The sequence below is a fragment of the Methylobacterium sp. E-041 genome (assembly GCF_022829665.1).
Taxonomy (GTDB): domain Bacteria; phylum Pseudomonadota; class Alphaproteobacteria; order Rhizobiales; family Beijerinckiaceae; genus Methylobacterium.
In genome coordinates this window covers 35,495-58,894 of the sequence record NZ_JAKSYQ010000303.1, presented here as the reverse complement: position 1 = coordinate 58,894, position 23,400 = coordinate 35,495, and the positions used below count along the sequence as shown (strand labels likewise).

21 protein-coding genes, 1 tRNA gene and 1 pseudogene are annotated in these 23,400 nt (G+C 72.4%); 16 read left to right on the top strand and 7 right to left on the bottom strand.

Going from position 1 to position 23,400, the window contains the following annotated elements; genetic code table 11:
* Positions 1–29 precede the first annotated feature (29 nt).
* Positions 30–1,202 (top strand): Na+/H+ antiporter NhaA, encoded by a 1,173-nt coding sequence (gene nhaA, locus MKK70_RS30130; protein ID WP_243951648.1) that lies wholly within the window; start codon positions 30–32, stop codon positions 1,200–1,202.
* A gap of 583 nt (positions 1,203–1,785) precedes the next feature.
* On the top strand, positions 1,786–1,947 hold the full coding sequence (locus MKK70_RS30125; RefSeq protein WP_187274899.1) for a hypothetical protein: 162 nt from the start codon (positions 1,786–1,788) through the stop codon (positions 1,945–1,947).
* A gap of 8 nt (positions 1,948–1,955) precedes the next feature.
* On the opposite strand, the gene MKK70_RS30120 is transcribed toward MKK70_RS30125, so the two are convergent.
* The 3 genes and pseudogenes from MKK70_RS30120 to MKK70_RS30110 all read right to left on the bottom strand — a co-directional run.
* Positions 1,956–2,888: a metallophosphoesterase family protein gene (locus tag MKK70_RS30120; protein ID WP_243938337.1), complete on the bottom strand. Its 933-nt coding sequence runs from the start codon at positions 2,886–2,888 to the stop codon at positions 1,956–1,958.
* A gap of 103 nt (positions 2,889–2,991) precedes the next feature.
* The gene (locus MKK70_RS30115; RefSeq protein ID WP_243951647.1) at positions 2,992–3,435 is read right to left on the bottom strand and encodes a DMT family transporter; all 444 of its coding nucleotides are present in this window, start codon (positions 3,433–3,435) and stop codon (positions 2,992–2,994) included.
* Between the two features lie 97 nt (positions 3,436–3,532).
* Positions 3,533–4,012, bottom strand: a pseudogene (locus tag MKK70_RS30110) (VIT family protein); the annotation flags it as partial.
* Between the two features lie 464 nt (positions 4,013–4,476).
* Here MKK70_RS30110 and MKK70_RS30105 point away from each other — a divergent pair.
* From MKK70_RS30105 to MKK70_RS30065, 9 genes are all read left to right on the top strand, one after another.
* Complete coding sequence (locus MKK70_RS30105; protein WP_147844497.1) at positions 4,477–5,232, top strand: lysophospholipid acyltransferase family protein; 756 nt, start codon at positions 4,477–4,479, stop codon at positions 5,230–5,232.
* Between the two features lie 24 nt (positions 5,233–5,256).
* Positions 5,257–6,561, top strand: coding sequence for a 3-deoxy-D-manno-octulosonic acid transferase (locus MKK70_RS30100; protein ID WP_147860394.1), 1,305 nt, complete (start codon positions 5,257–5,259; stop codon positions 6,559–6,561).
* Entirely contained in the window at positions 6,561–7,559 is a 999-nt protein-coding gene (gene lpxK, locus MKK70_RS30095; protein WP_243951646.1) for a tetraacyldisaccharide 4'-kinase, read from the top strand. Before MKK70_RS30100 ends, lpxK begins: the two co-directional genes overlap by 1 nt.
* Before the next feature lie 171 nt (positions 7,560–7,730).
* The gene (locus MKK70_RS30090) at positions 7,731–8,423 is read left to right on the top strand and encodes a 50S ribosomal protein L25/general stress protein Ctc (RefSeq protein ID WP_147727247.1); all 693 of its coding nucleotides are present in this window, start codon (positions 7,731–7,733) and stop codon (positions 8,421–8,423) included.
* Positions 8,424–8,539: 116 nt separating this feature from the next.
* The gene (gene pth / locus MKK70_RS30085; RefSeq protein ID WP_147843436.1) at positions 8,540–9,157 is read left to right on the top strand and encodes an aminoacyl-tRNA hydrolase; all 618 of its coding nucleotides are present in this window, start codon (positions 8,540–8,542) and stop codon (positions 9,155–9,157) included.
* A 47-nt stretch (positions 9,158–9,204) separates the two neighbouring features.
* Positions 9,205–9,438 carry a hypothetical protein gene (locus tag MKK70_RS30080; protein WP_147727245.1) on the top strand — a complete coding sequence of 78 codons (234 nt, stop codon included), beginning with the start codon at positions 9,205–9,207 and terminating at the stop codon, positions 9,436–9,438.
* Positions 9,428–9,913, top strand: coding sequence for a PIN domain-containing protein (locus tag MKK70_RS30075; RefSeq protein WP_243938344.1), 486 nt, complete (start codon positions 9,428–9,430; stop codon positions 9,911–9,913). The genes MKK70_RS30080 and MKK70_RS30075 overlap by 11 nt, the downstream gene beginning before the upstream one ends.
* A gap of 8 nt (positions 9,914–9,921) precedes the next feature.
* On the top strand, positions 9,922–11,019 hold the full coding sequence (ychF, locus tag MKK70_RS30070) for a redox-regulated ATPase YchF (protein WP_147727243.1): 1,098 nt from the start codon (positions 9,922–9,924) through the stop codon (positions 11,017–11,019).
* 11 nt (positions 11,020–11,030) lie between these two features.
* Positions 11,031–12,035, top strand: a complete 1,005-nt coding sequence (locus MKK70_RS30065) for a MaoC family dehydratase (protein WP_243951645.1) — start codon at positions 11,031–11,033, stop codon at positions 12,033–12,035.
* A gap of 13 nt (positions 12,036–12,048) precedes the next feature.
* Here the strand turns inward: MKK70_RS30065 and MKK70_RS30060 are convergent, their stop codons facing one another.
* Both MKK70_RS30060 and MKK70_RS30055 read right to left on the bottom strand, forming a co-directional pair.
* The gene (locus MKK70_RS30060) at positions 12,049–13,047 is read right to left on the bottom strand and encodes an AraC family transcriptional regulator (RefSeq protein WP_243951644.1); all 999 of its coding nucleotides are present in this window, start codon (positions 13,045–13,047) and stop codon (positions 12,049–12,051) included.
* Positions 13,048–13,207: 160 nt separating this feature from the next.
* Positions 13,208–15,865 (bottom strand): MGH1-like glycoside hydrolase domain-containing protein, encoded by a 2,658-nt coding sequence (locus MKK70_RS30055; RefSeq protein ID WP_147727240.1) that lies wholly within the window; start codon positions 15,863–15,865, stop codon positions 13,208–13,210.
* A gap of 456 nt (positions 15,866–16,321) precedes the next feature.
* Here MKK70_RS30055 and MKK70_RS30050 point away from each other — a divergent pair, with 456 nt between their 5' ends.
* Positions 16,322–17,158: a transglutaminase-like domain-containing protein gene (locus tag MKK70_RS30050; RefSeq protein ID WP_243951643.1), complete on the top strand. Its 837-nt coding sequence runs from the start codon at positions 16,322–16,324 to the stop codon at positions 17,156–17,158.
* Here MKK70_RS30050 and MKK70_RS30045 read toward each other — a convergent pair.
* On the bottom strand, positions 17,155–18,009 hold the full coding sequence (locus tag MKK70_RS30045) for a type 1 glutamine amidotransferase (protein ID WP_147859817.1): 855 nt from the start codon (positions 18,007–18,009) through the stop codon (positions 17,155–17,157). The genes MKK70_RS30050 and MKK70_RS30045 overlap by 4 nt on opposite strands.
* Positions 18,010–18,260: 251 nt before the next feature.
* Here MKK70_RS30045 and MKK70_RS30040 point away from each other — a divergent pair, with 251 nt between their 5' ends.
* The 4 genes from MKK70_RS30040 (at position 18,261) to MKK70_RS30025 (ending at position 22,345) form a co-directional block, all read left to right on the top strand.
* On the top strand, positions 18,261–19,763 hold the full coding sequence (locus MKK70_RS30040) for an ATPase domain-containing protein (protein WP_147727226.1): 1,503 nt from the start codon (positions 18,261–18,263) through the stop codon (positions 19,761–19,763).
* Positions 19,760–21,814: an ATP-binding protein gene (locus MKK70_RS30035; protein WP_243937001.1), complete on the top strand. Its 2,055-nt coding sequence runs from the start codon at positions 19,760–19,762 to the stop codon at positions 21,812–21,814. Before MKK70_RS30040 ends, MKK70_RS30035 begins: the two co-directional genes overlap by 4 nt.
* Before the next feature lie 38 nt (positions 21,815–21,852).
* Positions 21,853–22,182, top strand: a complete 330-nt coding sequence (locus MKK70_RS30030) for a DMT family transporter (RefSeq protein ID WP_147842700.1) — start codon at positions 21,853–21,855, stop codon at positions 22,180–22,182.
* 79 nt (positions 22,183–22,261) lie between these two features.
* Positions 22,262–22,345: transfer RNA gene (locus tag MKK70_RS30025), tRNA-Tyr, on the top strand.
* Positions 22,346–22,522: 177 nt separating this feature from the next.
* On the opposite strand, the gene MKK70_RS30020 is transcribed toward MKK70_RS30025, so the two are convergent.
* Complete coding sequence (locus tag MKK70_RS30020; RefSeq protein ID WP_243951642.1) at positions 22,523–23,266, bottom strand: YggS family pyridoxal phosphate-dependent enzyme; 744 nt, start codon at positions 23,264–23,266, stop codon at positions 22,523–22,525.
* Between the last annotated feature and the right edge of the window lie 134 nt (positions 23,267–23,400).

Genomic DNA, 23,400 nt, shown 5'->3' with positions numbered 1-23,400 from the left:
TGGGCGCAAACCCGGGCACCCCCGGCGCCATGACGAAGCCGCGCCCCCGTTCCGCGATCCGCACCGCGCTCGCGAGCGAGGCGGCCGGCGGCCTAGTGCTGATGGCGGCCGCCGCCTGCGCCCTCGTCGTCGCCAATACCGGGCTCGCCGGGACCTACGCCCAGGCGCTGCACGCGCCGCTCGGCCCGTTGAGCATCCAGCACTGGATCAACGACGGCCTGATGGCGGTGTTCTTCCTGCTCGTCGGCCTCGAGATCAAGCGCGAGGCGCTGGACGGCGCGTTGCGGACCTGGCCCGACCGGGCGCTGCCCGGCATCGCGGCGCTCGGCGGGATGGTGGTGCCGGCCCTGGTCTACCTCGCCTTCAATGCCGGCGCCGGGACCGCGCGGGGCTGGGCGATCCCGGCGGCGACCGACATCGCCTTCGCGCTCGGCGTGCTGGCGCTGCTCGGCCGGCGGGCGCCGGTCTCGCTCAAGATCCTGCTCGGCGCGGTGGCGATCGTCGACGACCTCGGCGCCGTGCTGATCATCGCGCTGGCCTATACCGGCGGCCTCGACCCGACGATGCTCGGGCTGGCGGCCGTGGTGCTGGCGCTCCTCGTCGGCCTGAACCGCTTCGGCGTCGTCGCGCTCGCGCCCTACCTGCTGCTCGGCCTCGTGCTCTGGGTGCTGGTGCTGCGCTCGGGCGTCCACGCCACGGTGGCGGGCGTGCTGCTGGCGCTGACCATCCCGATCCGCGTGAGCCCGGGCCGGCCGGAGGACGCGACCTCGCCGCTGCACCGGCTGGAGCACGCGATCACGCCTTTCGTCGCCTTCGGGATCGTGCCGCTGTTCGGCTTCGCCAATGCCGGGGTGCCGCTGCGCGGCCTGTCGCCCACCGCCTTCCTCGACCCGGTGACGCTGGGCGTCGCGTTCGGGCTGTTCCTCGGCAAGCAGGCCGGCGTGTTCGCCGCCCTGCGCCTCGCGGTGGCGCTCGGCCTCGCGCGCCGGCCCGGCGGGGCGAGCTGGGTCCAGGTCTACGGCGTCGCCGTGCTGTGCGGCATCGGCTTCACCATGAGCCTGTTCATCGGCGCGCTCGCCTTCTCCGATGCCGCCCACGAGACGGAGGTGAAGCTCGGGGTGCTCGCCGGCTCCCTGCTCTCCGGCCTGGTCGGCGCCGCGATCCTCGGGCTCCCGTCCGCGCGGAGCCCCGCCCGGGCCTGAGCCGGGCCCGGCGAGCCGGCTGGCGAATCCTCGAAAACGCCCCTTGCCAGCGTGGGCCGGGCGGGTCTAGCCTCTCCTCATGGCGACGCGGCCCCCCGATGCGAGGCTCCGTCGCCGGAGCGAGACGAAGAGGAGGTCTGCCATGCATGCAAGCCCCACCCACGTCCATTCCGCCGACACCGGTGCCGGTGACCAGGACGATCCGCCGAGCGCCCATCGACAGGGATAGAGGTTTTCGGGAGGGTTTTAGGCGCCCGACCCCGCGGCCCCGAGCGCCGCGGGACGCACGCCGGACAGCACCCTCGAACCCGGGAACGTGGCCCCTGCCACCGGCCCGTCGGCGAAAGCCGGCGGGCTTTTCGTTCGTGCCTCCCGCGTGCCGCCACGGTGCGAAGCGCGCCGGCCGCGCGTCGTCCCGTGCTCCATGCCGATCGAATGCAAAATTACTTACGTATCCGCGCCGCGCCGCCCTTGCGCGCGGAAGCCGAAGCGGTAACGTCGGGCATCATTACAGGATCGGAGAATCACCGCGGAAGAAGAGCGACGGCTAACGATTCGGTCAACGCAGCACAGGATGGTCCCCATGTCCGAGACGATTCGCGTCAAGCCTACCCAGGACGGCACCTATACGGTCTATCGTGGGTCCACCGCCCTGATTTCCGGCCTCACGCGCCTCCAGGCCGAACGCTACGAGGCCAGCATCGGCGACCGCCGGCGTTCCGGGCTTCTCGCCGCCACCGCCTGAGCCGAACGTCAGCCCAGCGCGAGCGGGCCGAGATCCATCACGGTTCCGCCCGCTCCGATCCCGCGCTGCGCCGCCGAGACGACGTGGCGTCCCCCGCTCTCCGAGAACGCGTACAGGATGTAGGCTGCCCGCCGGGCGGCCTCCGACCCGTGCCCGCCGGCCTGCGCGCCGGGCCGCGCCGAGGCGGATGCGCCGCCGACCACCGGGATCGCCCGCCCGCCCGGCCCCGCCACGTGGGCGACGCTCGCCACGTGGTTGTGCCCGTGCAGGACGAGGTCGGCGCCGACGCGGCCGAGCATCGCGCTGAAGGCCGCGGCATCGCGCAGGTCGCGGCCCGGGCTCGCGCCGCCGGGATGGGGTGGGTGGTGGATCATCACGACGCGCGCCGGCCGCGACGGGTCGGTCGCCAGCGTGCGCAGGAGCGATTCGGCCGCCGCGATCTGGCGCGGCCCGAGCCGGCCGGTGGCGACGAACGGCACCGTCGGGATCGCGCTCGACAGGCCGACCAGAGCCAGCGGCCCGCGCCGGCGCAGATAGGGAAACGTGCCGCTGCCGCCGGCGTCGTCGGCGGTCCAGGCACCGCAGGCCGCGAGCAGGCCCTCGAGGGAGCCGCGCACGTAGGCGTCGTGGTTTCCCGGCACGAAGCTGACCGCCTCGGGCGTGCCGAGCGCCTCCAGGAAGATGCGCGCGGTGTCCCACTCGCTCGGCAGGCCGATGTTGCACAGGTCGCCGGTGCAGGCGACGTGGTCGGGCGCCTGCAGCCTCAGATCGGCGACGAGCGCGCCGAGCACCTCCATGTCGTGGCTGCGCGAGCGCCCGCGGCGCCAGTTGGCGTAGCCCGTCGCGCGCTTGCCGAAGAGCTGGCGCAGGCGCGGCCGCGGCAGGGGGCCGACATGCGGGTCGGTGAGGTGGGCGAGGCGGAAGGACACGGGGGACCGCATCGCGGTTGAGGCCGGCCGCGTCAAGCGAGCCGGCGCGTGCCGCACGCCGGCCGAGCCTCACGCCGCGCGACGATCGAGGTTCATGCCGCGCGACGATCAGGGTTCATGTGAAGGCGACCATCCCGACGCCGACGATCATCAGGGCCGCCCCGAGCACGCGCCACAGGCTGGCCGGATGGACCTCGAACCCGACCCAGCCGTAGTTGTCGAGCACGATCGAGGCGACGACGCCGACCGTCACGATGAGGCCGAGGAACGACGCGGCGCCGATCGCGGGCGCGGCGTAGAGCTGGGCCAGGATCAGCAGGACGCTGAGGCAGCCGCCGAGCCAGCCCCACCAGGGCACCGCGGCGACCTGCTCCCAGCTCGGCACGGCGAGCTTGCCGAATGCCAGGCCGCCCAGCAGCATGAAGGCCGTGCTGACGAAGAGGATCACCACGGCCGCCGTGACCGGCAGGCCGAAGCTCTTCGAGAGGGTCGCGTTCTGGCCGGGCTGGATCGCGTTCGCGAGGCCGGCGAGGACGGTCAGTCCGTAGAGATACCACATGACTCGGTATCGCGCGGCCGAACCGCCCAGTTTCCCGATTCGGATCGCCTGCGACGAAATGGTGGCGGCCGGCGCCCCGTCGGATCGGGCCACGCGCTCAGGCGCTGCCGATCAGCACCCCCACCGCCAGCACCAGCGCGCCGCCGAGCACGATCTGCAGCACCGCGCGGCCGAACGGGGTCGCCATGTAGCGGGTGCGGATCGCGGCGATGGCGAGCAGCTCGATCGCCACCACCAGCACCGCGAGGCCGGTCGCGAGCGCGAAGGCGTTCGGCCAGTGGCTCGGGATCGCGTAGGGCAGGGTGTGGCCGAGCCCGCCGAGCGCCGTCATCGCGCCGCAGACCAGGCCGCGCATCCACGGGCTCCCGCGCCCGGTGACGCGGCCGTCGTCCGAGAGCGCCTCGGTGAAGCCCATGCTGATCCCGGCCCCGAGCGAGGCCGCGAGCCCGACGAGGAAGGTCGCGCCGTTGCTGTGCGTGGCGAAGGCGGCGGCGAAGATCGGGGCCAGCGTCGAGACCGATCCGTCGATCAGCCCGGCGAGCCCCGGCTGGACGTAGGCGAGCACGAAGGCGCGGTGGGCGTCGTCGTGGGGTTGCGGGGTATGGGGGTCGACGACGAGGGTCGCGTCCATGATCGATATCCTATTTAGATCGATTCCAATCTACACATTGGAATTGATCCAAACAACCCGTTTCGCGCGGTTTCGAGGTGTTTTCGGGCACGCCGCGCAGCGATCGGCCGCCCCGGGACGCCCGGTCTCGGTTGCGCGGGCCGAGGCGACGGGTCTAGACAGCCACCGGGCGGCGCAGGACGGTGCCGTCCCGCTGTCGCGTCCGAACTGCCCGACCCGTCGCCAGGCGCGGTCGGCGCCTTGCCGCCCTCCGGCCGTCGCGCCCCCGCGCAAGCCCGGCCGAGCCTCGGAAAGCGAGACATGAATCCCACGCCGACCGTTCCCGCCGTTCGCGTGCCGCAGCATTGCGCGGCCTCGCCCGGCGATCGCGGCCCGTCCGCACGGGGCCGGGTGCGCCGGGCTTCGGCACGATGAGCCTGGGCAAGCGCGTCATCCGCCATCCGGCCGTGCAGGGCGCCCTGGGACGGCTCGCGGCCGGCTACCTCACGCTCGTGCGCCGCACCAACCGCTTCACCGTCGAGCCCGCCGGCGCCGATCCCTGGCTCGACGGGATGTCGCCGTTCATCGCCGGGATGTGGCACGGCCAGCACATCATGGTGTCGTTCGCCGGGCGGCCGGTGGACCGGGTCGCGACGATCATCTCGAAGAATCCCGACGGCAACATCAACACCATCGCCCTGGAGCGGATGGGCGTGCGGGTGATCCGCGCCTCCGGCGCCCGCGGCCGCGTGGTCAAGGACGCCAAGGCCAAGGGCGGCGCCGAGGGCCTGCGCGCGATGATCCGGGCCCTGAAGAACGGCGAGATCGTCGCCTTCTCGGCCGACGTTCCGAAGGTCTCGCGCCGGGCCGATGCCGGCATCCTCACCCTGGCGCGCTTCTCCGGCCGGCCGATCGTGCCGGTGGCGGTGGTGACGAGCCGCCACATCCGCTTCGGCAGCTGGGACCGCGCCTGCCTCGGGCTGCCGTTCGGCCGCGGCGCGGTGGTGTTCGGCGAGGCGGTCTTCGTGCCGCGCGATCCCGACCCGGAGACGTTCGAGGCCCTGCGCGCCCGCCTCGAGGCCGAGATGAACCGGGTCCACGACCGCGCCTACACCCTCGTCGGCCGCCTCGACCGGGTCGGGGACAACTGGCTCGGGGCCGCCGCGCCGCGCGCCGAGGCGGCATGAGGAGCCCGGCATGAGGATCCGGGCATGAGGGCGCCGCCCCTCACCTTGGCCCTCAAGGCCTATCGCGGCGGCCTGTGGCTCGGCGAGCCGGCGGTCGCCGGCCTGCTGGCGTGGCGGGCGCGGCAGGGCAAGGAGGACCCGACGCGGCTGCCCGAGCGCCGCGGCCTGCCCGGGCGGGCGCGGCCGGTCGGGTCGCTGGTCTGGATGCACGGGGCCTCGGTCGGCGAATCGCTCTCGCTGGTCGGCCTGGTCGAGGGCATGATCGCCCGCGGCTTCTCGGTGCTGGTCACCACCGGCACCCGCAGCGCCGCCGAGCTGATCGGCGCGCGCCTGCCGGCCGGCGCCGTGCACCAGTACATGCCGCTCGACGCGCCGCGCTGGGTCGAGCGCTTCCTCGACCATTGGCAGCCCGACCTCGCCCTGGTGGCCGAATCCGAGATCTGGCCGAACACGGTGGTGGCGCTGCATGCCCGCGCCATCCCGCTGCTGCTCGTCAACGGGCGGATGTCGGAACGCTCGTACGCGGGCTGGGCGCGCGCGCCGCGCACGGCGCGGGCGCTGCTCGCGCGGATCGCGATCTGCCTGACGCAGACGCGGGACGACGCCGAGCGCTTCGTGCGCCTCGGCGCGCCGCGGGTGAGCGTGGCGGGGAACCTCAAGTACGACGCCGCCGTTCAGCCGGCCGATCCGCAGCAGGTGGCCTATCTCGGCGACATGATCGGCGACCGCCCGGTCTGGGTCGCGGCGAGCACCCATCCGGGCGAGGACGCGGCGGCGGCCGAGGCCCATGCCGCGCTCAAGGGCCGGTTCCCGCGGCTCCTGACCATCGTCGCCCCGCGCCACCCCCATCGCGGCGGCGAGGTGGCGGCCTGCGCCACGGCGCAAGGCCTGCGCAGCGCGCGCCGCTCGGCGGGCGGGCGCCCGCACCCGTCGATCGACCTCTACGTCGCCGACACGATCGGCGAGCTCGGGCTGTTCTACCGCCTGAGCCCGCTGGTGTTCCTCGGCGGCTCGCTGGTGCCGCATGGCGGCCAGAACCCGATCGAGCCGGTGCGCCTGAGCAGCGCCGTGCTGCACGGGCCGCACACGGAGAACTTCACCGAGGTCTACCGCGCCCTCGATGCCGGAGGGGGCGCCGCCGCGGTCGCCGACGCCGCCGAGCTCGCCGCGACGCTGGCCGACCTGATGGCCGCCCCCGACCGCATCGACGCGATGACCCGGGCCGGGCAGCGCGCCCTGGTGCCGTTCGAGGGCGCGGTGGAGCGGACGCTGGCGGTGCTCGACCCCTTCATCGCCCAGATGAAGCTCGCCGCCTTCCACCACGGCTGATGCGCCCGCCGCGCTTCTGGCAGGACGGCCCGGACCATCCGGCCGCACGTCTGCTGGCGCCGCTCGGGCGCGCCTACGGCCGCCACACCGCCGCCCGCATGGACCGGCCCGGCGCGCGGGCGGAGTGCCCGGTCCTGTGCCTCGGCAACTTCACCCTCGGCGGCGCCGGCAAGACCCCGAGCGCGATCGCCCTGGCCGCGCTGCTGCGCGACCTCGGACGGACGCCCGCCTTCCTCAGCCGCGGCTACGGCGGGCGCCTGCCCGGGCCGGTCCTCGTCGATCCCGCCCGCCACGGCTGGCGCGACGTCGGCGACGAGCCGCTGCTGCTCGCCCGCCACGCGCCGGTCGTCGTCGCCCGCGACCGCGTCGCCGGCGCGCGCCTCTGCGTGGCGGCGGGCGCCGACGTCGTCGTCATGGACGATGGCCTGCAGAACCCGACCCTGGCGAAGGACCTCGCGCTCGCCGTCGTCGGTGCCGGCGTCGGCACCGGCAACGGGCTGGCCTTCCCCGCCGGGCCGCTGCGCGCGCCGCTGGCGCGGCAATGGCCGCATGTCGGCGGCCTCGTGCTGATCGGCGAGGGCAGGGCCGGCGAAGGCGCGGCCGGCGAGGCGGTGGCGGCGCAGGCCCTGGCGCGCGGCCTGCCGGTCCTTCGCGCCCGCTTGGTCCCCGAGGGCGCCGCGGTCGCCGGCCGCCGCGTGCTGGCCTTCGCCGGCATCGGCCGTCCCGAGAAGGTCTTCGCGTCGCTGCGCGAGGCCGGCGCCGAGATCGCCGCGACCCGCAGCTTCCCCGACCACCATCCCTACCGCGACGCCGACCTCGCGCGGCTCGCAGCGGAGGCCGGCCGCCTCGGCGCGGAATTGGCCACCACCGAGAAGGACCACGTCCGCCTGCCCGAAGCCTTCGCCGCGCGGGTGCGGGTGCTGCCGGTGCGCCTGGCCTTCGCCGATCCGGACGGCGTGCGGGCGCGGGTGCTGTCCGGGCTCCGGATCGGGCCGTGAGCCGCCGGACGATCCGCCCTCCGCGTTGCCATCGGGCCGCAACCCCGCTATAGGCGCTCCACGCCCGCCAGACACCCTTGGAGGCACGGGCGCGTGGGGTTTCGGTTCGGCCGTCCGTCTCGGGCGGCCTTCGTCGTTTCCCCGACCATTCATCAATCGAAGGATCACGCCATGAGCGCAGTCAAGACGCTTGAGGCCGTGGCACGCGACCGGGTCGGCAAGGGGGCCGCCCGGGCCGTTCGTCGCCAGGGCCAGGTTCCCGCCGTCGTGTACGGTGGCGGCCAGCCGCCGCAGTCGATCGCCATCGACCTCATCCGCACCCGCACCCTGATCTACGCCGGCGGCTTCAAGACCACGCTGTTCGAGATCAACGCCGGCGGCAAGAAGACCCGCGCGATCCCGCGCGACTTCCAGCTCGACCCGGTCAGCGGCGTGCCGATGCACGTCGACTTCCTGCGCGTCGTCGCCGGCCAGACCGTCACCGTCGAGGTGCCGGTCCACTTCCACAACGAGGACGCGGCCCCCGGCATCAAGCAGCAGGGCGGCACGCTCAACATCTCGCTGCACACCCTGGCCGTCGAGGTCGCCCCCGACCAGATCCCCGACGGGATCGAGATCGACCTCACCGGCCGCCAGATCGGCGACGTGATCCACGTCTCCGACGTCACCCTGCCGGCCGGCGTCACCTACACCGGCGAGGCCGCCGACCCGATCGCCAACGTCGTGCCGCCGACCGTGCTCGGCGCCGAGGTCGAGGCCGAGGAGGCCGCGATCGCCGAGGCGCAGTCGGCGGAAGCCGAGGCCGAGAAGGTCGAAGCCGAGGCCGAAGAGGCCGAGGCCACCGAGGAAAAGAAGGAGGACTGAGCCCTTCGCGGGCGCGATCCTCCCGCGCCGCCGCCCCGCGGCGGCGCGGCTTCGAGACGATGCCCCGGCCGCGAGGCCGGGGCATCGTCGTTTCGGGAAGGTCGGAGACAGTCGTCATGCGGCTCATCGTGGGCCTGGGCAATCCGGGCAAAGCCTACGCCCGCAACCGTCACAACATCGGGTTCCTCGCGGTGGACGAGATCGCCCGGGTCCACCGGGCGAGCCCGTTCCGGCGCCGCTTCCAGGGGGAGGCGGCCGAGGTGTCGTTCGGGGCCGAGCGCGCGATCCTGCTGAAGCCGCAGACCTTCATGAACGAGTCCGGCCGCTCGGTCTCGGAGGCGCAGCGCTTCTACAAGATCGCGCTGTCGGACGTGATCGTCCTGCACGACGAGCTCGATCTCGCCGCGGCCAAGATCCGGGTGAAGCTCGGCGGCGGGAATGCCGGGCACAACGGCCTGCGCTCGATCACCGCCCAGTGCGGCAACGACTATCGCCGGGTGCGCCTCGGCATCGGCCATCCCGGCGACAAGGCCCTGGTGCACGCCTACGTGCTCAACGACTTCGCGAAGTCCGAGGAGCCGTGGGTCGAGGACCTGTGCCGGGCGATCGCCGACGAGGTGGCCCTGCTGGCGGCCAACGAGAACGAAAGCTTCCAGAACAAGGTCCATCTCGCCATGGTCGGCCGCGGCTGGGCCGACGTGAAGCGGCCGGGCGAGAAGGCCGCCAAGAATTGACACGAAAACACGAGGACACGATATCGAAGGCCGTTGGAGGCCGTCCGATGAAGAACGTGACCGTGACGATGGACGAGGCGGTGCTCCGTCGCGCGCGAATCGCCGCCGCGACGGAGGGCAAGAGCCTGTCGAAGTTCATCAGCGAGACCGTCGAACGTCGGATCGGGCATCCGACGACCCAGACGGAGGCTTTGGAGCGGTTCCTCGCCGGGCCGCCGCTCCACGTTCTGGACGAGAACGGGAAGGCGCCGCCGAGGAACGAGCGCTATCGTGACGAGTGATCCGGCCTTCTCTGCCGGATCCGCGATCGTCGACCCGCGCGTGTTCGTCGACACGAACGTGTTCCTGTATGCCCGGGACGACCGATTTCCGGAGAAGCAGGCCGAAGCCTTGCGCTGGCTCGCGGCGTTGGCGAAACGAGGTTCGATCGTCGTCGGTCCGCAGGTTCTCGGTGAGATTCACGCCGTCCTCCTGCGGGGAAAGCTTCGAATCGCGCCGGAGGAGGCGCGCCGTACGACGCTCGCGCTGGAAGGCTGGTCCTCCGGTGCGACGGATCTCGATCTGATCGCCGATGCATGGTCGTTGCGCGAGCGGACCGGTTTTCAATGGTGGGACTGCGTGATCCTCGGGGCGGCGATCCGATCGGGTTGCCGGTTCCTGCTCTCCGAGGATTATCAACACGGCCGCGAGGTCGAGGGAACGACGATCATCAATCCGTTCCGGGTTTCACCCGAGACGATCCTGATGGACTCTTGAGGAATATCATGGGCTTCAAATGCGGCATCGTCGGCCTGCCGAACGTCGGCAAGTCGACCCTCTTCAACGCGCTGACGCAGACGGCGGCGGCGCAGGCCGCCAACTATCCGTTCTGCACCATCGAGCCCAACGTCGGCGACGTGGCGGTGCCCGACCCGCGGCTCGACGACCTGGCGAAGATCGCCGCCTCGAAGGAGATCATCCCGACGCGGCTGACCTTCGTCGACATCGCCGGCCTCGTGCGCGGCGCCTCGAAGGGCGAAGGGCTCGGCAACCAGTTCCTCGCCAACATCCGCGAATGCGACGCGATCGCCCACGTGGTGCGCTGCTTCGACGACGGCGACGTCACCCATGTCGAGGGCAAGGTCGACCCGGGCGCCGACATCGAGACGATCGAGACCGAGCTGATGCTGGCCGACCTCGACAGCCTGGAGAAGCGCGTCTTCGCCCTGGAGAAGCGGGCCCGCGGCGCCGACAAGGAGGCCAAGGAATTCCTGGACCTCGTCAACCGCGCCCTGCCGTACCTGCGCGAGGGCAAGCCCGCCCGCATGGTCGCGCGCAAGCCCGAGGAGGAGCGCCTGTTCCAGCAGCTCGGCCTGATGACGGCCAAGCCCGTGCTCTACGTCTGCAACGTCGACGAGGGCGACGCCGACAAGGGCAACGCCTACTCGAAGGCGGTGCAGGAGCGCGCGGCGGCGGAGGGCGCCCAGGCGGTGGTGGTCTCGGCCAAGATCGAGAGCGAGATCGCGGTGATGCCGGCCGCCGACCAGGGCGACTACCTCGAGGCGGTGGGGCTGGCCGAGCCCGGCCTGAACCGGGTGATCCGCGCCGGCTACGACCTGCTCGGGCTGATCACCTACTTCACCGTCGGCCCGAAGGAGGCCCGCGCCTGGACGATCACCAAGGGCACCCGCGCGCCCGCGGCGGCCGGCGTGATCCACACCGACTTCGAGAAGGGCTTCATCCGCGCCGAGACCATCGCGTTCTCCGACTACACCGCGCTGAAGGGCGAGTCCGGCGCGCGGGACGCCGGCAAGCTCCGCCTCGAGGGCAAGGAGTACCTCGTGCAGGACGGCGACGTGCTGCATTTCCGCTTCGCCAACTGAGGCGCGCGCCCATGCCCGGCCCCGACACGTCCGGCCTCCACTTCGAGGATTTCGCCGCCGGCCAGGTCCGCACCGGCGTGCCGCTGACGGTGAGCCGCGACGACATCGTCGCCTTCGCCCGCGCGTTCGATGCGCAGCCGTTCCATCTCGACGAGCGGCTCGCGGAGACGACCTTCGCCGGGCGGCTGATCGCGTCGGGCTGGCACACGGCCTCCCTCGGCATGCGGCTGCTGCAGGCCGGGCCGATGGGCGGGCACTCCTCGCTCGGATCGCCCGGCATCGCCGAGCTGCGCTGGCTGAAGCCGGTGCTGCCGGGCGATACGCTCTCCGCCACCCTGCGCGTCGACGAGACCCGCGCCTCGGCCTCGAAGCCCGACCGGGGCTTCGCCGCCTGCCTGCTCACCCTGGAGAACGGCCGCGGCGAGGCGGTGATGACCCAGGCCTTCACCGTGATGCTCGCCCGGCGCGGGGCCGAGCCGGCGCCGCCGCGGATCGTCGAGACCGGCGTCCCGCCCGCGGTGGTCGAGCCGGACGACGCCGAGATCCTGCCGTTCCTGAAGGACGCGGCGATCGGCGCGACCCGCGATCTCGGCGCCTACGCCTTCCCGGCCGAGGCGATCCTGGCCTTCGGCCGCGCCTACGACCCGCAGGTGTTCCACACCGATCCCGAGGCCGCCAAGGCGACGCATTTCGGCGGCCTGTGCGCCTCGGGCTGGCACACGGCCGCGGCCTACATGAAGCGGCTGCTCGCGACCCGCGCCCGCGACCACGCCCACACCGCCGCCCACGGGCAGGCGCCGACCACCGGCCCGTCGCCGGGTTTTCGCGACATGCGCTGGCTGAAGCCCGTCTATGCCGGCGACACCGTGCGCTACGCCACGACGCTCACCGACAAGCGCGCCTCCGCCTCCCGCCCCGGCTGGGGCCTCGCCTTCGCCGACAACGTCGGCGTCAACCAGCGCGGCGAGACCGTATTCTCGTTCAAAAGCTCGGTGTTCTGGCAGTGGGCGCCGTGAGGCGGGCGCGGGGTCAGTCCCACGGGCCGGCATCGCGCCGTGCCTCGGAGGGCGTGCGCCCATAGGCACGCCTGTAGCGTTGCCCGAAGTCGCTCATGTGCACGAAGCCCCACCGCCGGGCGATCTCCGCGATCGTGATCTCGGGATCGAAGGCGGAGGTCAGGTCCTCGTGGGTGCGCGCGAGCCGCCGCTCGGTGATGAACGCGATCGCCGTCTGCCCCATCCGTTGACGGAACTGGCTCTGGAGGGAGCGGACGCTGAGCCCGGCCGCCGTCGCGATGAGCGACAGGGTCATGGGCCGCGAGAGGTTCGCCTCGATGAACTCGAGAGCGATGCCGAAGCGCGACGCGGAGGCGTCCGTCGCCGGGGCCGGTGCCATGCGCGCGCGCTTCGGCCAGACGGACAGCAGCTGATAGCTAAGGATCTCCTGGATCAGCGGAAACGCGATGTCGCCGCCGCGATCCGACGCCTGCCCGCGGCGCTGCACCTGCCGCATCATGTGGAACAGGGCGATCATGCCCGGCGTCGAGACATCGGCGATCGGCTCGAAGGACGGCACGCCGTGCTGTCCGCCCGTCAGCGCGGCGTTGGCGGCCGCGAGCGCTTCGAACGTGATCGTGCCGTTGATCGCGTTGAAGGCCTGCGAGGCCTGGATCTCGCCGACCTCCTCGAAGCCGACGAGGGTCGCATGTTTCGGCGTGCCGCGCGTCCTGCCCGCACGATTGCGGTAGGTGATGTGCCCGTTCGCGATGAACCGGACCGTCATCATGTCGGAATCGACCCTGGGCTTGCTGATGAAGCCGCTGGACGAGCGGGTTTCCCACAAGCACAGGGTGCTGCCCTTGCTGCCGATCATCTGGATGTCGGGCTTGACCGAGCGGAGCACGTCGAAGTTGATCGCGAAGCTGCTCAGGTCGCTGAAGCTCTGAAGCTGGCGCGCGGAAGCGATGCGGGCGGCGAATCCGTTCTGCGGAAGCCACGCGGCGCGGTGGTTCGAAGCCTGACCCGTCATCCCGTCAACGTGAAGCCCGTGCCTGCGAACCTGTCCCGATCGCGTCGCCCATGATGACATCCCGCGACCGCGTCCGCCAATCGCGGGCGTCCACGCAGGGATCCCGGGCGGAGCGCATCGTGCGAAAGCCCCGCCGGGACCCGCCCCGCTGGACGATGCCCTAGGCACCCCCGCGCTGCGCCCGGTGGTGCAGCAGGTTGACGATCAGCGCGGTCCAGCCGGTCTGGTGCGAGGCGCCGAGCCCGCGGCCGGTGTCGCCGTCGAAGAATTCGTGAAACAGCAGCGCCTCCTCGGCGCCCTCGGCCGACGGGATCGGCGCGCGCGCGCCGTGGACCGGGCGGCGGCCCTCCGCGTCCTTGGCGAACAGGCCGATCAGGCGCTCCTGCAGGGCGTCGGCGATGGCGGCCAGCGTGCACATCGCGCCCGAGCCGGTCGGGAACTCCACCAGGAAGTCGGTGCCGTAATAGGAGTGGAAGCGGCGCAGCGCCTCGATGATCAGGTAGTTCGTCGGCATCCACACCGGCCCGCGCCAGTTCGAGTTGCCGCCGAACATGTTCGAGGTCGAATCGGCCGGGTCGTAGCGCACCGTGAAGGAGGCGCCGAACTCGTTGAGCACGTAGGGCTGGTCGCGGTGCGCCTTGGAGAGCGAGCGCACGCCGAAGGGCGAGAGGAACTCGGCCTCGTCGAGCATGCGCCGCAGCAGCGCCTTCATCCGGTGGCCGCGCAGCAGCGACAGCAGCTTTCGGTCGCCGACGCCGCCCTCGTCCCAGCGCGAGACCAGGCAGGCGAGGTGCGGGCGGTTCTCCAGGAGCCAGTTGAGGCGCCGGGCGAAGTCCGGCAGGCGCTGGAGCACGAAGGGCTCGATCACCTCCACCGCGAACAGCGGCACGAGCCCGACCATCGAGCGCACGCGCAGCGGCAGCATCCCGCCGCCGGGCATGTCGACCTCGTCGTAGTAGAACGCGTCCTCCTCGTCCCACAGGCCGAAGCCCTCGCCGCCCATGTCGGTCATCGCCTCGGCGATGAGGAGGAAGTGCTCGAAGAACTTCGAGGCGGTGCTCTCGTAGACGTCGTTGTGGAGCGCGAGCTCGAGGGCGATGCGCATCATGTTGAGCGCGTACATCGCCATCCAGGCGGTGCCGTCGGCCTGGTGCACCATGCCGAAGCCCGGCGGCGGGCGCGAGCGGTCGAACACGCCGACGTTGTCGAGCCCGAGGAAGCCGCCCTGGAAGACGTTGCGGCCGCCGGCATCCTTGCGGTTCACCCACCAGGTGAAGTTGATCAGCAGCTTGTGGAAGACGCCTTCGAGGAAGGCGAGGTCGCCGCGGCCGCCGCGCCGGTCGCGGTCGATCTCGAACACCCGGTAGGTCGCCCAGGCGTGGACCGGCGGGTTGGTGTCGGAGAACTCCCACTCGTAGGCCGGGAGCTGGCCGTTGGGGTGCATGTACCATTCGCGGGTCAGCAGCAGGAGCTGCTTCTTGGCGAAGTCCGGGTCGAGCAGCGCCAGCGGCAGGCAGTGGAAGGCGAGGTCCCAGGCGGCGAACCACGGATATTCCCACTTGTCGGGCATCGAGAGCACGTCGGAGGCGGCGAAGTGGCGCCACTGCGTGTTGCGGCCGCCGTCGCGCTCCCGCGGCGGCACCGGCTGGAGCGGGTCGCCCTGCAGCCAGCGCCGCACGTCGTAGGCGTAGAGCTGCTTCGACCAGATCAACCCGGCGGAGGCCTGCCGGAAGATCGCGCGCGCGTCCGCATCCGCGATCCCGTCCTGCAGGTCGTCGTAGAACGCGTCCGCCTCGGCGATGCGGCGGTCGCGCACGGCGTCGTCGGCGTCGATCGGGCGCGTCCGCGTCCCGGCGGAGAGCCGCAGGCGCACCCGCCGGGTCTCGCCGGGCGCGAGGCGAAGCGCGTAGTGCAGGCCGAGCTTGGTCCCGGCGTCGCGGCGGACCGCCGCGGCGTCGCCCTCGACGATCGCGGCGTGGAGCCCGTCCTTGAACGGGCCCTCGGCCTCCGGCTGGCCGGCGTGCCGGCGTAAGTTGGTGTCGTTCTCGCAGAACAGCACCTCGGGCTCGCCCTCGAAGGCCAGCCGGTAGCGCCCGAGCCGCGGGTGCTCGCAGGCGATGCCGCCCTCCGGATGGCGCGCGATCCGGGGCCGCGGCAGCGCACCGTCGTTCCGCCACGACCAGGTGTTGCGGAACCAGAGCTGCGGCACGAGGTGGAGGTCGGCGGCGTCCGCGCCGCGGTTCGTCGCGGTGATCGTGGCGTGGACGTCGTCGACGTCCGACTTGGCGTATTCCACCGTCACGTCGAAGAAGCGCGACCCCTCGAACAGGCCGGTCTCCTCGATCTCGTATTCCGGCACCTCGCGGCTGCGCTGCAGCCCCTCGCGCACGAGGTCCTCGTAGGGGTAGGCCCCCTGCGGATAGCGGTAGAGGAACTTCAGGTAGGCGTGGCTCGGGACCGCGTCGAGGTAGTGGTAGATCTCCTTGACGTCCTCGCCGTGGTTGCCCTCCTCGTTGGTCAGGCCGAACAGGCGTTCCTTCAGGATGCGGTCGCGCCCGTTCCACAGGGCGAGCCCAAGGCAGAGCTGCCCGCGCTCGTCGCAGATCCCCGCGAGCCCGTCCTCGCCCCAGCGGTAGGCGCGCGAGCGGGCCTCCTCGTGGGTGAGCGAGCGCCACGCGTTGCCGTCGCGGCTGTAATCCTCGCGCACGGTGCCCCATTGCCGCTCGCTGAGATACGGCCCCCACAGCGACCATGCCCGCTCGCCGCGCGCCTGCTCGGCGATGCGGCGGCGCTCCGCCCAGGCGATCGCCTCGCTCATGCGCGGGACCTGCGGCCCGGCGCGGGGCGGGCGTCGGCCCCGGCGCCGCGAAGGATCGCCCCGACGGGCCTGGGGGAATGCGGAGGAACGGTCATGACATCCCGAGGGGCCGATGGGTCGATGCCCCGCCCCGGATGCATCATCAGAGCCAGTCGGCGGGCCGGCACGGAAATCGGGCCGACTGCGCGTCCCGGGCGTCCGGAGCTTCGGCGCGCGGGCCGGCCGGATCGGACCCGTGCCGAGGCTCGAGCCCGGGCCGACACCTTCGTCTGCGGATGACGAGGTCTGTCGACCGGCAGCAACGTCGGCGGCTCGAGCGATGAAGACTGCCTTTAATCTGGGCAGAACCTGCGCCGGAAGCACGCCTGATCTGCGGAACCTCGCGTATCGGCTCGGTGTTCAACGGCTACCTGCGACCCTACCTGCGACACCACGCGCGGCTTCCACGGATCTACGATGCTCGTCCAGACCGGTTTCACCATCGCCTTCAACACCTTCGGCCCGACCCCGATGAACCTGCTGCTGAACGTGCGGCCGGAGCGCCGGGCCGACCTCGTCACGCCCGAGGTCATCGCCTTCGATCCGCCGGTGCCGGCGACGCAGCACGTCGACGCCTTCGGCAACGTCTGCACCCGCATCGTCGCGCCGGGCGGCCGGATCACCATGTCGGCCGACTTCACCATCGGCGATTCCGGCGAGCCCGACGCGTTCGCGCCGCAGGCCCGCCAGCACCCGGTGCAGGACCTGCCCGACGACGTGCTGCCGTTCCTCCTCGGCTCGCGCTACTGCGACACCGACAAGCTCTCTGCCACCGCCTGGTCGCTGTTCGGCGCGACGCCGGAGGGCTGGGCCCGCGTGCAGGCGATCGTCGACTTCGTCCACAACCACCTGCGGTTCGACTACCAGCTGGCCGACAACACCCGCACCGCCCATGACGGCTACGTCCAGCGCGTCGGCGTCTGCCGCGACTTCGCCCACCTGGCGATCGCGCTGTGCCGCTGCATGAACATCCCGGCCCGCTACGCCACCGGCTATCTCGGCGACATCGGCGTGCCGAAGGACCCGGCGCCGATGGATTTCTCGGCCTGGTTCGAGGTCTATCTCGGCGATCGCTGGTACACGTTCGACGCTCGCCACAACACGCCGCGCATCGCCCGCATCGTCATGGCGCGCGGGCGCGATGCGACGGACTGCGCGCTCACCACCAGCTTCGGCACCGCCTACCTGATGCAGTTCGACGTGCACACCGACGAGGTGTCGCCGGACGCGGGCGCCATGGCCGAGGCGGCCTAAGGCGCGCCGGCACCCGTCTCGACCAGCCGGTCGAGGAAATTGCCGATCTCGCGGCGTCTCTGGTCCGGCTCCAGGACGTCGGCGCCGAGCCCGTGCCGCCAGGCGAGCGGGCCGGCCGCCGCGCCGCCCGCGTGGAGCGCGGCGATCTCCGCGGCATAGGCCGAGACCGCGGCGGCATCGGGCGCGAGGCCGGCCTCGACCACGTCCGCGGCGCTGACCCGCAGCATCGCCGCGAGCTCGTCGAAGTCGAGCTCGGGGTGGTACTGCGTGCCCCAGAACAGGCCGCCGCCGTGCGGGATCTCGATCGCCTGCACCTCGAGCAGCGCGTTCCCGGCCAGCACTCGCGCGCCCGGCGGCGGCGCGATCACCGCGTCCGAATGGATCGCCGGCGCGTCCCAGGCCGCGCCCCGGCCCGACAGCAGCGGGTGGCCGCGGCCTTCCGCCGTCGCCGTGATGCGGCGGGCGAAGCCGTATTCCGGCCCGCGCGGATTGGGGCCGACGTCGCCGCCGGCGACGACCGCGGCCAGTTGCGTCCCCCAGCACGAGCCGAACACCGGCAGCCCGGCCTCCAGAGCCGCGCGCATCAGGTCGCACTGGCGCGTCACCGCCGGGCTGCGCTCGCCGACCTTCAGGGGCGAGCCGGTGAAGATCACGCCGTCGTAGGCGGTAAGCGCCGCGCCGTCGGGCAGGGCGGCGTCGGCGTCGGCCGGGCTGAGCAGCCGGCATTGCGCCTCCGGGCGATAGGCGTGGACGACGTCGGCGTAGGATTCGGCCGAGGTGCGGCCGGTGACCGCGACGTGCTGGGCGCGGTCGTCGCGCGTGTTGCCGTCCGCGATGAGCAGTCGAAGCATGGGGGCCTTGCGGGAGATCGTCGGGATCCGGTCACGGGCAACGTCCGGCGCCGCCCGATGGTGCTGCGGCATAGGTGCAGCCGCGACGCCGGGCGTGATCCGGCGCCGGTCCGGACGATCGCCGCGGTGCCCGCCATCCGAGGGTCTCGGGACCTATCGACGGCTACCGCGTTGAGGCAGGGCCGTTCCTGAGGCAAAGCACTCCCTCAGGGGCCGCCGGCCGAGCGCCCGATCCACCCTGCGTGATGACGATGACGACTGATCAGACACCGCGCGTCGCACCCTACGTCCGGGACACCCTGTCGACCGGGATCGCCGGGCTCGACGACGTCCTGTCCGGCGGCCTGACGAAGGGGCGGCTCTACCTGCTCGAGGGCACGCCCGGCGCCGGCAAGACCACGCTCGCCCTACAGTTCCTGCTCGACGGCGTCGCGCACGGCGAGAAGAGCCTCTACGTCACCCTGTCGGAGAGTGCCGAGGAGCTGCGGGCCTCGGCGGCGTCGCATGGCTGGTCGCTCGACGGCGTCGAGCTCTACGAGCTCGTCAACGAGCTCGGCCTCGACCCCGAGAGCGAGCAGTCGATCCTGCACCCCTCCGAGGTGGAGCTCGGCGAGACCGTCCGCGAGGTCATCGAGCGGGTGGACGCGCTGCAGCCGAACCGCGTGGTGTTCGACAGCCTGTCCGAATTGCGGCTGCTCGCCCAGAATCCGCTGCGCTACCGCCGCCAGATCCTGGCGCTGAAGCAGCTCTTCGCGGCGCGGGGCTGCACGGTGTTCCTGCTCGACGACGGCACCACCGACGTGCAGCTCCACAGCATCGCGCACGGCGTCCTGCTCCTGGAGCACACCCCGCGCGAGTTCGGCGCGGGACGGCGCCGCCTCCGCGTCCTGAAGATGCGCGGCGTGAAGGCGCGGGGCGGGTACCACGACTTCGTCCTCGAGACCGGCGGGATCGAGGTGTTCCCGAGCCTGATCGCCGCCGAGCACCACGCCGACTTCGCGCCGGTGACGGTCACGACCGGCGCGCCGGGCCTCGACCTCCTGCTCGGCGGCGGGCTGGTGCGCGGCACCAACACGCTGCTGCTCGGGCCGTCCGGGGCCGGCAAGACCACGACCGCGGTGCGCTGCATGCTGGCGGCCCTGGAGCGGGGCGAGAAGGCCACCTACTTCCTGTTCGACGAGGGCCGGGCGACCCTGCTGGCGCGCGCGGCCATCCTCGGGATGGACCTGCAGCCGCACATCGCCGACGGCGACCTCAGCATCGCGCAGATCGATCCGGCCGAGCTGGCGCCGGGCGAGTTCGCCTGCCGCGTCCGCGAGGCGGTGGAGCGTGACGGCGCGTCCTGCGTCGTCGTCGATAGCCTCAACGCCTACATCCACGCGATGCCGGGCGAGCAGTTCCTGATCCTGCAGATGCACGAGCTGCTGACCTACCTGAACCAGAAGGGCGTCACGACCCTGCTGGTTCTCGGGCAGCACGGCGTCATCGGCGAGGTCCGCTCCGACATCGACCTGAGCTATCTCAGCGACGGCATCCTCCTGTTCCGCTACTTCGAGGCCAAGGGCGAGGTCCGCACCGCGCTCTCGGCGGTCAAGAGCCGGGTCAACGCGCACGAGCGCACGATCCGCGAGCTGAGGCTCTCCCGCAACGGGATCCAGGTCGGGGAGACGCTGACCGACTTCGAGGGCGTGCTCTCGGGCCTGCCCGCCTACGGCGGCAAGGTCGCGATGCTGCGCAGCGACACGGCGGAATGAGCCGGCCCGGCCCCGACGAGACCCGCGTCCTCATCCTGGCGCCGCGCGGACGCGACGCGGTGGTGATGGAGCAGCTGCTGGCCAAGTCCGGCACCGCCGCCACGGTCTGCGCCGACGGGGCCGCGTGGCTCGCCGGCCTCGAGGCCTCGGCCGGCTCGGCGATCGTCACCGAGGAGGCGCTGGCCGAGGTCGACCCGGACGCCCTCGCGGCCTGGATCGAGCGCCAGCCGCCCTGGTCGGACTTCCCGTTCATCATGCTGGCGACGCGCCAGGCGGGGCGCCGCCCGGCGCGGGGCGCGGCCATGGTGGAGCGCCTCGGCAACGTCGTGCTGCTGGAGCGCCCGATCAACGCCGAGACCCTGATCAGCGCCGTCGCCTCGGCGCTGCGGGTGCGGCGGCGCCAGTATCAGGCGCGCGGGCACATCCGCGAGCGGGAACAGGACCAGGAGCGCTTGCGCGTCGCCAACGAGACCCTGGAGCGGCGGGTCGCCGAGCGCACCCGCGAGGTCGAGGCCGCCCGCGAGACCCTGGCCTTCGCCCTCGATTCCGCCGGCATGGGAACCTGGGACCTCGACCTCCTCACCGATACCGCCCGCCGGTCGGCCCGCCACGACGCGATCTTCGGCTACGACGCGCCGCTCCCGCATTGGGGCCGGCAGACCTTCCTCGCCCACGTCCACCCGGAGGATCGGGAGGCGGTGACGGCGGCCTTCGCGCAGGCGGCGCGGGCGGGGACGCTCGACATCGAATACCGGATCGTGCGCCCCGACGGGGCCGTGCGCTGGATCGCGGCCAAGGGCCGGGCGGAATACCGCGCCGACGGCACGCCGGTCCGCATGGCCGGCATCGTCCTCGACCGCTCCGACCAGCGCAACACCGAGGAGGCGCTGCGCCAGGCGCAGAAGATGGAGGCGATTGGCCAGCTCACCGGCGGCGTCGCGCACGACTTCAACAACCTCTTGACGGTCATCGTCGGCGGCCTCGACATGGTCCTGCGCAAGCCCGACAACGTCGAGCGGGTCAAGCGCCTCGCCGACGCCGCGATGACGGCGGCCCGGCGCGGCGAGCAGCTGACGCAGCAGCTCCTCGCCTTCTCGCGCCGGCAGATGCTGCGGCCGCAGACGCTGAACCCGAACCGCCTGCTCATCGACTTCCGGCCGCTGGCCGAGCGCGCCGCCGGCGCCGCGATCGAGCTCGCCTTCGACCTCGACCCCGCCCTCGACCCGATCCGCGTCGACCCCGCCCAGTTCGAGGCGGCGATCCTCAACCTCGTCGTCAACGCCCGCGACGCGATGGAGGCGGGAACCGGCAGCGCCCGGATCGAGGTCCGCAGCCGCAACGTCCGGCTCGACACCGCGGCCGTCGCCGACAAGGGGGTGCCGCCGGGCGCCTATGTCGAGATCGCGGTGTCCGACACCGGCAGCGGCATCGCGCCGGACCTGATGGCGCGGGTGTTCGAGCCGTTCTTCACCACCAAGGAGGTCGGCAAGGGCACCGGCCTCGGCCTGAGCCAGGTCTACGGCTTCACCCGCAGCGCCAAGGGCTTCGTCGCGATCGAGTCCGAGGTCGGGCGCGGCACCACCTTCCGCCTGCGCTTCCCGCGCTCGGCCGACCCCGCCGGCGAGGAGACGGGCATGGGCGAGCGCGGCGTGCTGCCGCTGCGCCGCGCCGGCGAGGGCGAGACCGTGCTGCTCGTCGAGGACGACGAGCAGGTCCTCACCATGGCCGTCGAGAGCCTGGAGGAGCTGCGCTACAAGGTCGTCGTCGCGCGCAACGCGGCCGAGGCGCTGGCCCATCTCAAGGACGTCCAGCGCATCGACATCCTGTTCTCGGACGTGATGATGCCCGGCGGCATGAACGGCTCGCAGCTCGCCGCCGAGGCGCAGCGCCTGCGGCCCGGCCTCAAGGTCCTGCTCACCTCGGGCTACGTCGCCGACCTCGACGAGGGCCAGGTCATCGGCCGCGGCGAGCTCCCGGTGCTCAACAAGCCCTATCGCCGCGACGAGCTCGCCCGGTCGCTCCGCCTCGTCCTCGGGGCCGACGACGCCTGAATGGGCCGCCGATCCGACGAACCGGGAGTGCAGCGGCCGTGAACTGGATCTATCTGGCGATCGCGATCGTCGCCGAGGTGATCGGCACCAGCGCGCTGAAGGCCTCCGCCGGGTTCTCGCGGCCGGTGCCGCTGCTGATCACGGTCGCGGGCTACGGCGTCGCGTTCTTCTTCCTCGCGCTCACCCTGCGGACGATCCCAATGGGGGTCGCCTACGCGGTCTGGTCGGGCGTCGGCATCGTCCTGATCTCGCTCGTCGGCTGGCTGGTGTTCCGCCAGGGCCTCGACGCCCCGGCCCTGATCGGCCTCGGCCTGATCGTCGCCGGCGTGGTGGTGATCAACGGCTTCTCGAGCACCGCCGGGCACTGAGCCGCCGGCCGCGCGGCACGGTTGACACGCCGCCCCCCCCTCACCATAAGGGCCCGCGCGGCCCGATGGGCTGTCCTTTGGGGGAATGTCCCGAGCGGCAAAGGGGGCGGACTGTAAATCCGCTGCGTAAGCTTCGTAGGTTCGAGTCCTACTTCCCCCACCACGTCCTTCCTTGCGATCATCACCGGCATCGTCCTGCTTCGCACGGGCCTTGCCGCGCCGGGCGAGCCTCCGGGCGGTCCGTGACGGCGGCGGATTTCGCCCTGCGACCGCAGGGTCCGCCGGCTCGCCCGGGCAACCTTCCGTCGTCGTTACCGGCCACGACACGGCCCGGCGCGGATCAGGCCTTCCGCGTCCGCGCCCCGAAGATCGACGTGCCGACCCGGACATGGGTCGCGCCCATCTGGATCGCGGCCGGGTAATCGGCGCTCATGCCCATCGAGAGGATCGGCAAGTTGTGCCGCCGGGCGAGCGCGGCGAGCAGGGCGAAGTGGGCCGAGGGCGGGTCCTCCACCGGCGGCACGCACATCAGCCCCTGGATCGCCAGCCCGTGGGTGCCGACGCATTCGGCGAGCAGGACGTCGAGGGCGTCGGGCGAGACGCCGCCCTTCTGCGGCTCGTCCCCGGTGTTGACCTGGATCAGCAGCTTCGGCGTGCGCCCCGTGCGGGCGATCTCCTTGGCCAGCGCCGCGGCCAGGGACAGCCGGTCCAGCGAATGGATCACGTCGAACAGCTCGACCGCCTCGCGCGCCTTGTTCGATTGCAGCGGCCCGACGAGGTGGAGCTCCACGTCCGGGTAGCGGTCCTTGAGCGCGGGCCACTTGGCGCGCGATTCCTGCACGTAGTTCTCGCCGAACAGGCGCTGGCCGGCTTCGAGGGCCGGCAGGATGCCCTCGGCCGGCACGGTCTTCGAGACGGCGATGAGGCGGATGCCGGCGGGATCCCGCGCGCAATCCTCGCTCGCCCGGGCGATCCCGGCCAGCACCTCGGCGAGGCCCGCGGCGACGTCGGCCTCGCCGACGGGCGGCTTGCCGGAGATCGGCGGCTCCGAGGTCGGGGGCGTATCGATCGGCGTGTCGGTCATTGAAGTCCTTTGGGCGGGTCGTCCGGCCATCGCCGGGGAAAGGTGGGCGGGCCCGCGGCGCTGTCCAACGCCGCCGCGCGGGTGAGGGCGATTCTGCACCTCAATGCCGGGATCGCGCGCCCGGCGCAAAGCCA

Bases quoted from the DNA above. Each gene is read 5' to 3' on its own strand.
- MKK70_RS30100 (WP_147860394.1), top strand. From the start codon at position 5,257: ATGAGGGCGCCGCCCCTCACCTTGGCCCTCAAGGCCTATCGCGGCGGC.
- MKK70_RS30055 (WP_147727240.1), bottom strand. From the start codon at position 15,865: ATGAGCGAGGCGATCGCCTGGGCGGAGCGCCGCCGCATCGCCGAGCAG.
- MKK70_RS30120 (WP_243938337.1), bottom strand. From the start codon at position 2,888: ATGCGGTCCCCCGTGTCCTTCCGCCTCGCCCACCTCACCGACCCGCAT.
- MKK70_RS30060 (WP_243951644.1), bottom strand. From the start codon at position 13,047: ATGACGGGTCAGGCTTCGAACCACCGCGCCGCGTGGCTTCCGCAGAAC.
- MKK70_RS30040 (WP_147727226.1), top strand. From the start codon at position 18,261: ATGACGACTGATCAGACACCGCGCGTCGCACCCTACGTCCGGGACACC.
- MKK70_RS30080 (WP_147727245.1), top strand. From the start codon at position 9,205: ATGAAGAACGTGACCGTGACGATGGACGAGGCGGTGCTCCGTCGCGCG.
- MKK70_RS30125 (WP_187274899.1), top strand. From the start codon at position 1,786: ATGTCCGAGACGATTCGCGTCAAGCCTACCCAGGACGGCACCTATACG.
- pth (WP_147843436.1), top strand. From the start codon at position 8,540: ATGCGGCTCATCGTGGGCCTGGGCAATCCGGGCAAAGCCTACGCCCGC.
- ychF (WP_147727243.1), top strand. From the start codon at position 9,922: ATGGGCTTCAAATGCGGCATCGTCGGCCTGCCGAACGTCGGCAAGTCG.
- lpxK (WP_243951646.1), top strand. From the start codon at position 6,561: ATGCGCCCGCCGCGCTTCTGGCAGGACGGCCCGGACCATCCGGCCGCA.
- MKK70_RS30035 (WP_243937001.1), top strand. From the start codon at position 19,760: ATGAGCCGGCCCGGCCCCGACGAGACCCGCGTCCTCATCCTGGCGCCG.
- MKK70_RS30045 (WP_147859817.1), bottom strand. From the start codon at position 18,009: ATGCTTCGACTGCTCATCGCGGACGGCAACACGCGCGACGACCGCGCC.
- nhaA (WP_243951648.1), top strand. From the start codon at position 30: ATGACGAAGCCGCGCCCCCGTTCCGCGATCCGCACCGCGCTCGCGAGC.
- MKK70_RS30090 (WP_147727247.1), top strand. From the start codon at position 7,731: ATGAGCGCAGTCAAGACGCTTGAGGCCGTGGCACGCGACCGGGTCGGC.
- MKK70_RS30050 (WP_243951643.1), top strand. From the start codon at position 16,322: ATGCTCGTCCAGACCGGTTTCACCATCGCCTTCAACACCTTCGGCCCG.
- MKK70_RS30115 (WP_243951647.1), bottom strand. From the start codon at position 3,435: ATGTGGTATCTCTACGGACTGACCGTCCTCGCCGGCCTCGCGAACGCG.
- MKK70_RS30020 (WP_243951642.1), bottom strand. From the start codon at position 23,266: ATGACCGACACGCCGATCGATACGCCCCCGACCTCGGAGCCGCCGATC.
- MKK70_RS30105 (WP_147844497.1), top strand. From the start codon at position 4,477: ATGAGCCTGGGCAAGCGCGTCATCCGCCATCCGGCCGTGCAGGGCGCC.
- MKK70_RS30065 (WP_243951645.1), top strand. From the start codon at position 11,031: ATGCCCGGCCCCGACACGTCCGGCCTCCACTTCGAGGATTTCGCCGCC.